Below are 14202 nucleotides of genomic sequence, written 5' to 3' on the forward strand. Positions count from 1 at the left end.
GTTTCATGTCGTTCGCTGGAGCATGAAAATGCTCAGTTAAAACTGCGATCGACACTCCAGTAACTTTGAAAGGTAATGCCATGAGCGATACTTACGTGCTCAAGGCCGATCTGCGCAGCCGGGTTGGTAAGGGGTCCTCCCGCGAACTTCGCCGCAACGGCCTGATTCCTGCAGTCATCTATGGCGACAAGCAGGAGCCAATCTCGATTGCTGTTTCCTATAAGGAAATCTTCTACAAGATCCACGGCGGCGGCTTCAAAACCACTGTTGCTACGATCGAAGTAGACGGCAAGAAGATCCAGGTTCTCCCTAAAGACTACCAGCTGGATCCAGTTCGCGACTTCCCACAGCACGTTGACTTCCTCCGCGTTTCCGCGAAGTCGGTTGTTCACGTCAACGTTCCAGTTCACTTCAAGAACGAAGAAGCAGCACCGGGCATCAAGCGCGGCGGCGTTCTCAACATCGTTCGTCACGACGTTGAACTGATCGTTCCAGCGAACGCGATTCCAGAAGCTCTCGAATTCGACCTCACCGGTCTCGAAATCGGCGATTCGGTTCACATTTCGGCTATCAAGCTGCCGAAGGGTGCAACTGCTGCTATTCAGGACCGTGACTTCACGATCGCCACCATTGCTGCACCTGCCGGCCTCAAGTCGGAAGAAAATGCAGAAGGCGAAGCAGAAGCCAACGAAAGCGAATAATCGCTTTACGCATTATAGGGGCTCTGAACCATGCTGCTCATCGCAGGACTTGGCAATCCCGGCCCCCAATATGCGCATAACCGACACAATATCGGTTTCATGGCGGTGGATGAAATATTCCGCCGCCATAGATTTTCTAACTGGCAGAAGAAGTTCAAGGCCGAGATCGCCGATGGCGTGATTGACGGCGAAAAAGTGCTTCTCATCAAGCCAATGACTTTCATGAACCTTTCCGGCCAGTCAATTGGCGAAGCCATGCGCTTCTACAAGCTGACCCCTTCCGATCTCGTCGTGATCTATGACGAGCTTGACCTTGCGCCTGCAAAGCTGCGCATCAAGACGGGCGGCGGTTCCGGTGGTCATAATGGTATCAAATCAATAGACGCCCATGTGCAGGCTTTCCCCGGCGGCAAAGACTATCGCCGTATGCGCCTTGGCATCGGCCATCCGGGCGCAAAAGAGCTGGTTCACAACCACGTTCTGGGCGACTTCGCCAAAGTCGATAATGAATGGCTGGATAAGCTGTTTGGCGCCATCTCGGACAATATTGGCCTGCTGGCCAAAAAAGAAGACAACAGCTTCATGAACCGCGTGGCAGTCGTCATGGGTGATGGCAATCAGCGTCCCAACGGCTTCAAAGCTGACCCTGAACAGGCAGCCAAAGCTCCACCAAAAGCACAGAGCCACATTCGGCAGGCGCGCCAGAGCGCAGCCAAGTCGAACATTCCGGCGAGTGGTCCGATGGCTGAAATGCTGAAAAAGCTTCTTGGCAAAAAGGACTAAGCTATGAGCGATGTCGTTTATATGTTTGCAATGAGCCTTGATGGCTTCATCGCCAATGATGATGGCAGCTTTGACTGGCTGGAACAGTTTCCGCCGGATGACGGCTTCGGCTTCGATGAGTTCATGGCTGGCACCACCGGCATCGTCATGGGACGTGACACTTTTGATGTGGTTCGTACTATTCCGGAATGGCCTTATGGCCCACTGCCAGTCGTTGTTGCAACGCATCAGAAATTCGACAATCTGCCAGCAAGCACCGCCACTATGGCTGGTACGCCAGATGAACTTCTCGCGAAGTTGAAAGCCATGGGAGCGGATGGCCGCATATGGCTCATGGGCGGCGGTGATCTGGCGCGGCAATTTCTTGATGCTGGCCTGCTTGACATCATCGATATAGGAACTATTCCGGTCATTCTGGGAAGCGGCAAACCGGCTTTCAAAAAATCATCACGCCACTGGCTGGATCTGCAATCCGCCAAGGCGCTTCATAATGGCGCCGTGCGCTCAATTTACCGCGTAAAGCGATAAAGGACGAATATCATGGGTTTCAAATGCGGCATCGTCGGTCTGCCTAATGTCGGCAAGTCCACGCTTTTTAACGCGCTGACCAAGACTGCGGCAGCACAGGCTGCAAACTATCCATTCTGCACCATTGAACCTAATACTGGCGAAGTGGCAGTTCCCGATCCTCGCCAGAATGGCATTGCGAAGATTGCAGGTTCCAAGGAAATCATCCCGACCCGCATCAACTTCGTTGATATTGCAGGTTTGGTGCGCGGCGCGTCCAAGGGTGAAGGTCTGGGCAACCAGTTCCTCGCCAACATCCGTGAAGTCGATGCGATCGTGCATGTTCTTCGTTGCTTTGAAGACGACGACATCACCCATGTTGAAGGCCGTATCGATCCTGTATCGGACGCTGAAACTGTTGAAACGGAGTTGATGCTGTCGGACCTCGAAAGCATTGAGCGCCGCATCGTTCAGATCCGCAAGCGCGCTTCGTCCAAGGACAAGGAAGCAACGACTGTTCTGCCAGTGATGGAACAAGCACTTGAGCTGCTGCAGAACGGCAAGCCGGTTCGCCTGATGCTGAAAGACATTGCACCAGATGATCTGTTGATCCTCAAGGGTCTTAACCTGCTCACCTCCAAGCCTGTGCTTTATGTCTGCAACGTCGCTGAAAGCGATGCTGCCAATGGCAATGAGTATAGTGCTGCTGTTGCAAAGATGGCTGCAGAACAGGGTGCTGAAAGCGTCATTATTTCAGCTGCGATTGAAGCTGAAGTTGCACAGCTCGCTGACGAGGAAGCCAAGGAATATCTCGACGCCATGGGCTTAGAGGAACCGGGCCTCGACCGTCTTATTCGTGCAGGCTACAAGCTGCTCGACCTCATCACCTATTTCACCGCTGGCCCCAAGGAAACCCGCGCATGGACTATCCGTCGCGGAACCAAAGCTCCGGGCGCTGCTGGCGTGATTCATACGGATTTTGAGCGCGGCTTCATTCGTGCACAGACCATCGCCTATGAGGACTACATCAAGTTCAATGGTGAAGTCGGCGCCAAGGAAGCAGGCAAGGCGCGGGACGAAGGCAAGGAATACATCGTCCATGACGGCGATGTGATGCTGTTCCGCTTCAATACCTGATAAAACAAAGGCCGCTACAAAATAGCGGCCTTTTTTTCTACGCATGTCTCCCTAAAGTGGGAACCGGTTTTGGGGTTATAGACATGCGCAGGCAAAGAAACAGGGCGGCGAATGCCGCTCTGGTGGGAGGAGACCGGATTGACTGATAAGACGCCCAAATATGCGTATGAAGATTTCACGCAAGGACTGAAGCTTCCCTTCGGACCACGCACCGTTAGCAAAGAAGAGATTATCGAATTCGCCCGAGAGTTCGACCCTCAGCCATTCCACCTTGATGAGAGAGCTGGCAAGGCAAGCGTCCTTGGAGGTCTGGCTGCTTCGGGCTGGCATACCGTGTCGCTTTTCATGCGCATGGTCTGGGATGCCTATCTTAAAGATTCGACCTCGCAAGGCAGCCCCGGCATAGAATTCAACCGCTGGAAACGGCCTGTTCTTGCAGGCGATACATTGAGCGGTTTCTCAACCGTCCTTGATCGCCGCCGCTCTAAATCCATGCCGCATGTGGGATTCCTCACGGTCTATAACGAGATCGTCAATCAGCGTGGCGAGGTTGTTTGCGAACTACAGCACACCGCCATGGTCGGCCTTCGCAATCCTGAGCGCGAAGGAGACGAAGCATGAGCTTTATTGAAGAGCATCTTGGTGAAGAACTAACCATCGGCAGCTATACATTCACCGCAGAAGAAATCATCCACTTCGCTTCAAAGTTCGACCCGCAGCCGTTTCATCTGGATGCGGAAGCAGCCAAGAACAGCGTACTGGGCGGCCTCTGTGCGTCGGGTTGGCATACCACAGCAGTCTTCATGAAGCTGAACGTGGCATCCATTGTTGAGGCAACAAAAGATGCAATGAAGCGCGGCGAAGTTCCGCCGACATTTGGCCCCTCACCCGGCTTTGAAAACCTTAAATGGATGCGCCCGGTCTATGCAGGCGACACGATCACCTATAAGCGCATCGTCCATGCGGTCCGCCCTCTCAACTCGCGCCCCGGCTGGTCGATGCTGAGTATGAGCACCAGTGCTTATAACCAAAACGGCGACAAGGTTTTGTCCTTTGACAATGCCGCCATGGTAAAGCTGCCCGCTTAACGAAAAAGGCCCGGAAAACTCCGGGCCTTTTCTTCTGAGGGTGAGGTGAATCAATCACCTTCAAATTCGACAAGTGTGCGGACCGGCACGCCGAGCGCTTCGAGCTTCTTGCGTCCGCCAAGGTCTGGCAGATCGATGATAAAGCAGGCCGCTACGATATTCGCACCCATCTGTAGAAGCAGCTTGGCTGCAGCTTCTGCCGTGCCACCAGTAGCAATCAGATCGTCAACGAGAATGATGCGTTCGCCCTTCTCGATGGCGTCGCGGTGCATTTCCATTTCGTCGATGCCATACTCCAGGCTGTAGGCAATACGAACGGTATCGCGCGGCAACTTACCCTTCTTGCGGATCGGCACAAAACCAGCCGAAAGCTGGTGCGCAATCGCGCCGCCAAGAATGAAGCCACGTGCTTCGATACCGGCAACCTTATCGACCTTGTTTCCGGCATAAGGATAAACCAGCTCATCCACCGCACGGCGAAATGCCTGTGCATCGCCCATAAGCGTGGTGACATCACGGAACTGAACACCGGGTTTTGGATAATCGGGAATGGTTCTGATCGCGTCCTTCAAAGTGGCTTTGAACCCGGATTCCATTTTCAGTCCTTTCGATGCGAATAAATCTAAGGTGCTTTTCTCATTTCAAAAGCACTTCTTTTTTCAGATTATCTTCAATCACGATATGGCCGCTACGCCAAGCTTATTCAAAGCCGTTCCCGATCATTCTCGACAGTGTATCCCGGGAATGGTGGTTCACTGATCAAAACCGCGAGATCGCTGATGTCATACGGGCAAAAGAAAAGGGCGCCTCGCAGCGCCCTTAACATTCAACTTTAATCAGAAGATCAGTGCTTCACATCAGACCAGACCGAACGCTTGGCAATGTAAACAAGGCCGGCGAACAGAATGAGGAAGATGATGACGCGGAAGCCAGTCTTCTTGCGATCTTCCAGATGCGGCTCTGCAGCCCACATCAAAAACGCAGAAACGTCACGTGCATACTGGTCCACCGTCTGTGGAGAACCATCATCGTAAGTCACCTGATCGTCACTGAGTGGCTTAGCCATGGCCAGCGACTTGCCTGCGATGAAATACGGATTGTAGTGCGTGCCTTCCGGTACATGCATACCTGCAGGCGGCTGTTCATCATAGCCGGTCAGCAGAGAGTGGATGTAATCCGGACCCGCTTCAGCATATTGCGTAAATATGTCGAAGATAAAGGTCGGGAAACCACGCTCAACCGCACGCGCCTTCGCAATCAGCGAGAAGTCAGGCGGAGCTGCACCGTTGTTAGCTGCAGCCGCTGCATTCGCATTCGCAAATGGCGATGGGAAATGATCAGTCGGGATTGCCTTACGGGTGAACATTTCACCGTCTGCATTCGGGCCATCCTGTACTTCATATTCCGCAGCAAATGCCTTTACCTGCTCAGGTGAATAGCCAAGGTCTTCCAGCGTGCGGAAGGCCACCAGGTTCATCGAATGGCAAGCAGAGCAGACTTCCTTATAGACCTTGAGACCGCGCTGAAGCTGTCCCTTGTCATAAGTTCCGAATGGGCCAGAGAAGGTCCACTTTTCCTGCTTTGGATGGTGGATCGGAAAATGCTCCGGCTCCCCCTCACCGCCACCGGCGGCAAAAGCACCACCCATCGTCACACCCAACGCAACCAGCGGAGCGATGCCGAAAGCAGCGAAACTCTTGAGGATGTTTTTCATTGATACGTCCTTCATCTCTCGCTGCTTCAGCCCTTGATTTCCACTGGGGCGATCTCGGCCTTGCCTTCATTCTTTTCCAGCACGGCCTCGGTAATCGAGTTCGGCAGACGCTTCGGCGTTTCGATCAAGCCAAGAACGGGCATGATGACGATGAAGAATGCGAAGTAGTAGAGCGTGCCAAACTGGGCCATCAGCGTGTAGACGCCTTCAGCCGGACGCGAACCCAACCAGCCAAGGAAGATGGCATTGATGACAAACAGCCAGAAGAACAACTTGAACAACGGGCGGTAAACTGCCGAACGGACCTTCGATGTATCGAGCCAAGGCACGACAAAGAGGATCGCGATCGAACCGAACATGGTCAGAACGCCGCCAAGCTTTGAGTCGATCGGGCCGATATTGAAGGTGATCGCACGCAGCATCGCGTAGAACGGCAGGAAGTACCATTCAGGAACAATGTGAGCTGGCGTCTTCAGCGAGTCAGCCGGAATGTAGTTATCCGGATGGCCCAGGAAGTTTGGCATGTAGAAGACGAAGTAAGCGAAGAAAATGAAGAACACGAGCGCGCCGAAAGCATCCTTGATGGTTGCATAAGGCGTGAACGGCAGCGTGTCTGTCTTCGACTTCACTTCAATCCCTGTCGGATTGGTCTGCCCGGTTACGTGCAAAGCCCATACGTGCAGGATAACAACGCCCACAATCATGAACGGCAGCAGGTAATGCAGCGAGAAGAAGCGGTTGAGCGTTGGATTATCAACGGCAAAGCCACCGAGCAGCAATTGCTGGATCGGCTCGCCTATTATCGGAAAGGCCGTAAAGAAGCCCGTGATAACCGTCGCGCCCCAGAAAGACATTTGTCCCCAAGGCAGAACGTAACCCATGAAGGCGGTTGCCATCATGAGAAGGAAGATCACCACGCCGAGGATCCACAGCAGCTCGCGCGGTGCCTTGTAGGAGCCGTAATAAAGACCACGAGCAATATGAAGATAAACGGCGATAAAGAAGAATGATGCACCGTTTGCGTGCATGTAACGCAGCAGCCAACCGGAGTTGACGTCACGCATAATCTTTTCAACGGAGTTGAATGCAATGCCCGTATCCGCAGCATAATGCATCGCCAGCACGATACCGGTGATGAGCTGCGCAATAAGCATGAAGCTGAGAATGCCACCAAAGGTGTACATATAGTTCAGGTTACGCGGCGTCGGATAGGCAACAAAGGAATCATAGACCAGGCGCGGCAAAGGAAGCCGTTCGTCGACCCATTTTTCGATGCCGGTCGAGGGCGTATATGTGGAGTGATTACCACTCATGTTTTCTCTCCCCAAGATCTGTCTTAGCCGATCCTGATGACCGTATCGGAAGCAAATGCGTATTCCGGAATGTGCATGTTTTCCGGTGCCGGACCGCTGCGGATACGACCCGCAGTGTCATAGGTCGAGCCATGGCACGGGCAGAACCAGCCGCCGAACGAACCAGACTCACCCAGAGGCACGCAACCAAGGTGGGTACAAACACCGATCATGATGATCCAGTTTTCTTTACCCTCGCCCGCAGAACGCGCAACGTCGGTCGCCTGTGCGTCCGAAGCAAGATTGGCGTTACGGGCATTCGGATCTTTAAGATCGCCAAGCGCTGTTGTCTTTGCGTCTTCTATTTCCTTGGCCGTACGGTTACGGATGAAAACTGGCTTACCGCGCCATTTGACGGTGAGCGATGCGCCTTCTGCGAGAGAAGAAACATCAACCTCAATAGACGCTGCAGCAAGCGTCGAAGCGTCGGGGCGCATCTGGTCGATAAACGGCCATGCCAGTCCGCCGACACCGACGACACCCGCCATTCCCGTCGCAATATACAAAAAATCACGCCGTGTCGGCTCAGCCGTGTCGTGTGCGCTCACGTGCCAATTCCTTTTTAACCTGGATATCCAATTGAAATCTCCCCTCGTTCCCTTGCGCTTAGGCAAAAGCAGTCCAGCCTTTCGCGTTCACGCAAAAAGCAGTTCTACAATTGCTTGCAGAACGAAATTCCCTCCATCTCAACATTCAGGTTTAGGCAGGTTGAAATGCCTTGTCCAGACGCCAACCCCATAGGACGGCACCATGTCGCAGGCTGATTTATTGGGATGTTTTAAAAGCGACAAAACAAACCAAGTCGCTCAAATCTTACTTTGAGCGGCTTGGTGAGTGTCGTCTGAAAATGCCTGAAATTAGCTGTTTATACCGAGAAAACCGCCCGACTGACGGGCCCAGAGGCCCGCATAGATTCCGCCTTGCGCAATCAATTCCTCATGGGTGCCTTCTTCTACAATCCGGCCCTTATCCATGACGATGAGGCGATCAAGAGCTGCAATAGTCGAAAGCCGATGTGCAATTGCGATAACGGTCTTGCCTTCCATGAGCTGACGAAGATTCTCCTGGATCGAGGCTTCAACCTCTGAGTCGAGTGCCGAGGTTGCTTCATCCAGAATGAGGATCGGTGCGTCTTTCAGGATCGCACGCGCAATCGCGATACGCTGACGCTGACCGCCCGAAAGCTTGACGCCACGCTCACCGACAAAAGCATCGAAGGATTTCCGTCCATTGAAGTCTTCCAGCTTCGCGATGAACTCGTCTGCTTCGGCCTGTCGTGCAGCCTGAGCAAGCTCTTCATCCGTGGCATCATCACGCGCGAGCATAATGTTGTCGCGCAGCGAGCGGTGCAGCAGCGCTGTTTCCTGACTGACGACCGCAAAGGCGCGTCGCAGAGAGGATTGCGTCACATCGCGAATATCCTGACCATCGACAAGGATCGCGCCCTTCTCAACATCGTAAAGACGCAGGATCAGATTGATGAGCGTCGACTTGCCCGCCCCTGAATGGCCAACAAGCCCGACCCGCTCGCCACCCCTGATGGAAAAGTTGATACCGTCAAGAACACCTGCTGCCTTACCATAATGAAACGTGACATTCTGAATATCGATGCGCGCTTCGGTAATCTGCAACGGTTTTGCACCGCGCTTGTCTTCCAAGCCCAATGGTTCGGAAACAAGCTTCATCGAATTTTCGATCAGCCCCAGCTGACGCAGCATACCATTCAGCTGCATCATCAGACGGCCAAGCAGCATATTAAGGCGCAACACCAGACCGAGCGTGAACGACACCTGCCCAACCGTGATGGCATCTTTGGTCCACAGGTCGATGGTAATTGCTGCCACAGTCACAATCATCAGACCTGACAAGGCGGTCATGGCAAGACGCACGCCGGTCAGTGAGCGCATAAACGGCAGGATTGCCCCGAGATAGCGCATAAAACCGTCGCGCATATAGCGCTCATCGTCATCGACGGTGTTGAGCTTGATGGTTTGGATATTGGAATAGCTATCAACGATACGGCCGTTGATCAGGGAGCCCGCTTCGGCGGAGGCTTCAGCATTCTTTCGAATGCGAGGCAAATAGTGCCGGGCAATCAGGCCGAAAGCCACGATCCATGCGATCACCGCAGCAGCCAGCCGCCAGTCGAGGCGACCCACCAGAAACAGCGTCGTCACGCTATAGATCGCCATGAACCAGACGACCTGAATGAGACTTTCAATCAGATCACCTGCCGCCTGCCCCGCCTGCCAGACCTTGGTGGCAATGCGCCCGGCAAAATCATTCTGAAAAAATGCATAGGATTGCCGCTGGACATAGGAATTCGCCTGCCAGCGGATCATGTTGTAGAAACCGGGCGAAAGTGTCTGTCCCTCAAGAAGGGTGTTTATGGCCGTGACGACAAAACGGATCACAAGAACCGTGATCCCCATGAACAGAAGTTCCGGACCCGCCGCCTGAAACAGTGCCGACCAGCTACGCTCGACACCGCCCTTGCCTGCCTGATCGAGAATATCGACAAGCCTGCCCGTAAAATAAAACAGCCCCGCCTCCACAAGAGGCAGAAGACCGCCAACAGCCAGCGAGGCTGCAAGCGGCCATTTAGCCTGTCGCGCAAAATGCCAGAGGAAGGCCAATGTTGTTGAAGGCGGTCTAAGCTTGTCCGGTTCGCGGAAGGGATTAACCCAACGCTCGAACAGGCTATAAACCGCTTTCATCAATTGCGTATTCCTTACTTTGCCATTTCCGCTTCGGTCTGCTCGTCAAAACCAAGGAACCCGCCCGACTGACGTGCCCATAGTCCGGCATAAATGCCGCCGAGCGCAACAAGTTCCTCATGCGTGCCATCTTCGACAATCTGTCCCTTGTCCATCACAACGAGGCGATCAAGGGCGGCGATAGTCGAAAGGCGATGGGCAATCGCAATAACGGTCTTGCCTTCCATCAGTGTGTTGAGACTGTCCTGAATGGCTGCCTCCACTTCCGAGTCGAGTGCAGAGGTTGCCTCATCCAGAATGAGGATCGGCGCATCTTTCAGCATCACGCGCGCAATCGCGATACGCTGGCGCTGGCCACCGGAAAGCTTCACACCCCGCTCACCAACATGAGCATCCAGTCCACGTCGGCCCTTGGCATCAGTCAACAGAGGAATGAACTGGTCAGCTTGAGCGAGACGGATTGCCCGTTCGACCATTTCTTCTGTCGCATCCGGACGGCCATACATGATGTTCTCGCGCACCGAGCGATGCAGCAAAGACGTGTCCTGCGTAACCATGCCGATGCTTGCGCGAAGCGAATCCTGCGTGACCTTGGAAATATCCTGCCCATCAATCAGGATGCGGCCTTTCTCAAGATCGTAGAAACGCAGCAGCAGATTGACGAGCGTGGATTTACCCGCACCGGAACGTCCAACGAGACCGATCTTCTGCCCGGCCTGAATGTCGAGCGACAGGCCTTCGATAACACCTTTGCCCTTGCCGTAGTGGAAGCCGATCTTGTCGAAATCCAGCGCACCCTTGCTCACTTTCAGCACAGGCGCATTTGGCGTATCCACCACTTCATGTGCGCGCGAAATCGTCGTGATGCCGTCTTCCACCGTGCCGATATTTTCGAACAATGCAGACATTTCCCACATGATCCACTGCGACATGCCATTAAGGCGCAGCACAAGGCCGATGCCGACAGCAACAGCACCCACGGAAATGGCTTCATTCATCCAGAGCTTGATGCCGATCACACCCACAGCAAACAGCAGGATGCAGTTCGCCATATAAAGCGTGAAGTGGAACATCGTTATCAGACGCATCTGTCGATGCACCGTGACGAGGAAGCCATCGAGGCTTTCTTTCACATAAGACTCTTCACGGCTTGAATGCGAGAACAGCTTCACGGTCGCGATGTTGGTATAGCTATCGACGATACGTCCGGTCATGGACGAACGCGCATCAGCCTGCTGTTCGGAAATCACCCTGAGACGCGGAATGAAGAAACGCAACAGGATGATGTAGACGATCAGCCAGACCGCAAACGGGATCATCAGAACAATATCCGCCGAGGCCGCGATAAACAGCGTACCGGCAAAATAGACGATGACGTAGTTCAGCACGTCGAGCAGCTTCATCACCGTTTCACGCACAGCGAGAGCAGTCTGCATCAGCTTGGTTGAGATACGTCCGGCAAACTCGTCCTGAAAGAACGACATGGACTGACGGATCAAATAGCGATGCATCAGCCAGCGCACACGCATCGGATAGTTGCCGAGCAACGTCTGGTGAATAAGCAGCGAGTGGATGAGAACCACGCCCGGCAAACCGACCAGAACGACGCCCGCGATCAGCGCAAGCCGCCAGCCTTCATTGCTCAGGAATGTCTCACGCGACTGGTGCGAAAGCCAGTCGACGATATTGCCCATGAAGGCAAAAAGCGACACTTCGATAATAGCGATCAGTGTCGTGAAAATTGCCATGCCGATAATCCATGGCCATGCGCCACGGGTGTAATAAAGGCAAAAGGCTACCAGCCCGCGCGGAGGCTCGCGCGGCGGTTCTTCGGGATAAGCTTCGAGTCGTTTTTCAAACCATTTGAACATGGCGATCCTTTTACGGGCACCTTGCAAAATTTCCAAGTCGGAACAGGAACAAAAAGGGAATATTTTCGTGATGCGAGAATGATTGTATTCTTGCAGGCACCATCCCGCGAATTGATGTGTTGACGTGTGCGACACAACCAATCTGAACACTTGCAGCCGTCGGATTTGTGAGCTACCCGCCTTATATGGATCTGCGTATCGCCCTTTACCAGCCCGACATTCCCGGCAACACGGGAACCATTCTGCGCATGGCCGCCTGCCTCGGCTTCGCGGTGGACCTGATCGAGCCTGCAGGCTTCGACGTTTCCGACAGATCATTGAAACGCGCAGGCATGGATTATCTCGAACAGGCCGCCCTCACCCGCCATGCGGACTGGGAGCATTTCAACGATTGGCGCAGCCAGGCAGGCAAGCGCCTCGTGTTGCTGTCGACCAAGGCCGCAATCCCCTATACGGAATACGCGTTTCAGGAAAATGACATCCTGTTGTTCGGGCGTGAGTCCGCAGGCGTCCCTGACAGCATTCAGGACATCGCGGATGCGCGACTGATTATCCCCATGGTGCCGGGTGCCAGATCCCTCAATCTTGCGGTTTCTGTTGCGATCACGGCAGGCGAAGCTCTGCGCCAGCAAAATTTAAAAAGCGATTCCGTTTCAACCGTGTAGACGGACAAACGGAATCAGTTCCCGAAGCAGATTTAATATTCAGTCAGAAAAGGTTCTTCTCCGATGAAGCCATCGTTCCGCACTTCTGTTCTTACGGCCTCTCTTCTGGCAACCGCAGTTGCCGCTCCTGCATTTGCACAGACTGCTGAAACCATTTCGCCAAAGGTCATGGTCATCACCATGTTCGGTGAGGAAGCAAAGCCTTGGCTGGAAGGTGAAACGTTCACGCAGAAGCTGAAGCTGCCGGGCTTGAGCCCTGAATATCCTGAGATCGATTGTACGGCTGAAGGCCTCTGCCACATGACCACGGCCATGGGTTTTGCCAATGCAGCCAGTGCGGTCTCGGCAATGGCGCTGAGCGACAAGCTTGATCTGAGCCACACCTATTTCCTCATCGCCGGTATCGCAGGCGTTGATCCAAAACATGGCACACTCGGTTCTGCGCATTGGGCAAAATACGCAGTCGACGCCAACCTCAACCATCGCATTGATATCCGCGAAGCACCTGAAGGCTGGGCGACTGATTTCTTCGGTCTCGGCGCAGCAAAGCCGGGCGAAAAGCCGAAATGGGCTGCAGGCACGGAAGTCTTCGAACTCAATGGCAAGCTTGCCGATTACGCGCTCAAAACAACCAAGGGCGTTGAACTTCTCGACAGCGACGATGCCAAGGAATATCGCAAGCATTACACGGAAGAAGCAGCCACCAGCGCGCCTCAGGTCACAATCTGCGATACCGCATCGGGTGACACATACTGGCACGGCACCAAGCTCGGCGAAGCCATGGAACAGTGGGCAAAGCTCCTGACCGATGGCAAAGCGAACTACTGCACCTCACAGATGGAAGACAATGCAACGCTGACCTCGCTCAAGCGCGCAGCCGATGCAGGCAAGCTCGATTATGACCGTATTGCGCTGCTGCGTACGTCTTCCAACTTCGACCGTCAGGGCAAAGACCAGACGGCGGCAGAATCCCTTGCTGCGAAGTCGGGCGGTTTCCCGCTGGCAACGACCAATGCCTATCGCGTTGGCAAGGCATATGCTGACAGCATCATCAAGGATTGGAAGTCGTGGGAGCAGGCCCCTCAGACGGAAGCGAAATAACGCTGTAACGCTATAACGACTCAGAAATGAAAGCGCCCTTCGGCAAAACCGGAGGGCGTTTTCACAAATGCCTGATTTGAATCTGGTTTCAATGGCTTAAAGCGTCTCGTTGACTCAGATCTCTAATCCGATGTCGGCAGGCGACGCATCGTAAATTCGATGACATCATCAGGCCGTTCACACCAGCTTTCGATTTCAGTCCAATAGGCAGCTTTGGGGAAAGCCTCAAACCATTCCCGCGCTTTATCGCGTGCGGCCTGTCGCGGTAGGGTGAATGTCTCGCGGACAAACCCGTCGCGTGGCATACGGCTCTTCTTGGCACGACCTTTTTCTAGCTGCTTGCGCAAGCCTTCAAGTGGTGGGCGGGGCGAAGATGCGGTCATGCAATTGCCTCCCGAAACAAGGGAAAACTCGAAACTTCCAATCCCTTGGAAGCTTAAGATAGGGAAGCAACGACTTCATGACGAGTCTTTTCTTGGGGAGAGGAATTCGCACCCGCAAGCCGCACACTCTTCGCGCTTTGCCAGATTGCAGGACTTTGCTAAGTCAAGAAGATAGACTTTTGA

At 53.8% G+C, this 14202-nt stretch carries 15 protein-coding genes; 8 read left to right on the forward strand and 7 right to left on the reverse strand.

Annotated elements, in window-relative coordinates:
• Window positions 1–80: 80 nt before the first annotated feature.
• From KMS41_07630 to KMS41_07655, 6 genes are all read left to right on the forward strand, one after another.
• Entirely contained in the window at window positions 81–701 is a 621-nt protein-coding gene (locus KMS41_07630; protein QWK76982.1) for a 50S ribosomal protein L25/general stress protein Ctc, read from the forward strand.
• A 30-nt stretch (window positions 702–731) separates the two neighbouring features.
• Window positions 732–1484, forward strand: a complete 753-nt coding sequence (gene pth, locus KMS41_07635; GenBank protein ID QWK76983.1) for an aminoacyl-tRNA hydrolase — start codon at window positions 732–734, stop codon at window positions 1482–1484.
• A 3-nt stretch (window positions 1485–1487) separates the two neighbouring features.
• Complete coding sequence (locus KMS41_07640) at window positions 1488–2012, forward strand: dihydrofolate reductase family protein (GenBank protein ID QWK76984.1); 525 nt, start codon at window positions 1488–1490, stop codon at window positions 2010–2012.
• A gap of 12 nt (window positions 2013–2024) precedes the next feature.
• Window positions 2025–3128, forward strand: a complete 1104-nt coding sequence (gene ychF, locus KMS41_07645) for a redox-regulated ATPase YchF (protein QWK76985.1) — start codon at window positions 2025–2027, stop codon at window positions 3126–3128.
• Window positions 3129–3266: 138 nt separating this feature from the next.
• Window positions 3267–3749, forward strand: a complete 483-nt coding sequence (locus tag KMS41_07650; GenBank protein QWK76986.1) for a MaoC family dehydratase — start codon at window positions 3267–3269, stop codon at window positions 3747–3749.
• Entirely contained in the window at window positions 3746–4216 is a 471-nt protein-coding gene (locus tag KMS41_07655) for a MaoC family dehydratase (protein QWK76987.1), read from the forward strand. Before KMS41_07650 ends, KMS41_07655 begins: the two co-directional genes overlap by 4 nt.
• Window positions 4217–4266: 50 nt before the next feature.
• Here the strand turns inward: KMS41_07655 and KMS41_07660 are convergent, their stop codons facing one another.
• The 6 genes from KMS41_07660 to KMS41_07685 all read right to left on the reverse strand — a co-directional run bounded on the left by KMS41_07660 (window position 4267) and on the right by KMS41_07685 (window position 11870).
• A complete protein-coding gene (locus KMS41_07660; protein ID QWK76988.1) occupies window positions 4267–4812 on the reverse strand; it encodes an adenine phosphoribosyltransferase in 546 nt (181 codons plus the stop codon).
• 248 nt (window positions 4813–5060) lie between these two features.
• Window positions 5061–5930 (reverse strand): cytochrome c1, encoded by an 870-nt coding sequence (locus tag KMS41_07665; GenBank protein ID QWK76989.1) that lies wholly within the window; start codon window positions 5928–5930, stop codon window positions 5061–5063.
• A 26-nt stretch (window positions 5931–5956) separates the two neighbouring features.
• A complete protein-coding gene (locus KMS41_07670; protein ID QWK76990.1) occupies window positions 5957–7243 on the reverse strand; it encodes a cytochrome b N-terminal domain-containing protein in 1287 nt (428 codons plus the stop codon).
• A gap of 23 nt (window positions 7244–7266) precedes the next feature.
• The gene (gene petA, locus KMS41_07675) at window positions 7267–7830 is read right to left on the reverse strand and encodes a ubiquinol-cytochrome c reductase iron-sulfur subunit (GenBank protein QWK76991.1); all 564 of its coding nucleotides are present in this window, start codon (window positions 7828–7830) and stop codon (window positions 7267–7269) included.
• Between the two features lie 309 nt (window positions 7831–8139).
• Window positions 8140–9999, reverse strand: coding sequence for an ABC transporter ATP-binding protein/permease (locus KMS41_07680; GenBank protein ID QWK76992.1), 1860 nt, complete (start codon window positions 9997–9999; stop codon window positions 8140–8142).
• A gap of 14 nt (window positions 10000–10013) precedes the next feature.
• Complete coding sequence (locus KMS41_07685) at window positions 10014–11870, reverse strand: ABC transporter ATP-binding protein/permease (protein ID QWK76993.1); 1857 nt, start codon at window positions 11868–11870, stop codon at window positions 10014–10016.
• Window positions 11871–12055: 185 nt separating this feature from the next.
• Between KMS41_07685 and KMS41_07690 the strand changes: the two genes are divergently transcribed.
• Both KMS41_07690 and KMS41_07695 read left to right on the forward strand, forming a co-directional pair.
• Window positions 12056–12535 (forward strand): tRNA (cytidine(34)-2'-O)-methyltransferase, encoded by a 480-nt coding sequence (locus KMS41_07690; GenBank protein QWK76994.1) that lies wholly within the window; start codon window positions 12056–12058, stop codon window positions 12533–12535.
• Window positions 12536–12598: 63 nt separating this feature from the next.
• Window positions 12599–13636, forward strand: a complete 1038-nt coding sequence (locus KMS41_07695) for a purine nucleoside permease (GenBank protein QWK76995.1) — start codon at window positions 12599–12601, stop codon at window positions 13634–13636.
• 122 nt (window positions 13637–13758) lie between these two features.
• Here KMS41_07695 and KMS41_07700 read toward each other — a convergent pair whose 3' ends face one another.
• A complete protein-coding gene (locus KMS41_07700) occupies window positions 13759–14019 on the reverse strand; it encodes a hypothetical protein (GenBank protein ID QWK76996.1) in 261 nt (86 codons plus the stop codon).
• Between the last annotated feature and the right edge of the window lie 183 nt (window positions 14020–14202).

The organism is Ochrobactrum sp. BTU1 (assembly GCA_018798825.1).
Lineage (GTDB): Bacteria > Pseudomonadota > Alphaproteobacteria > Rhizobiales > Rhizobiaceae > Brucella.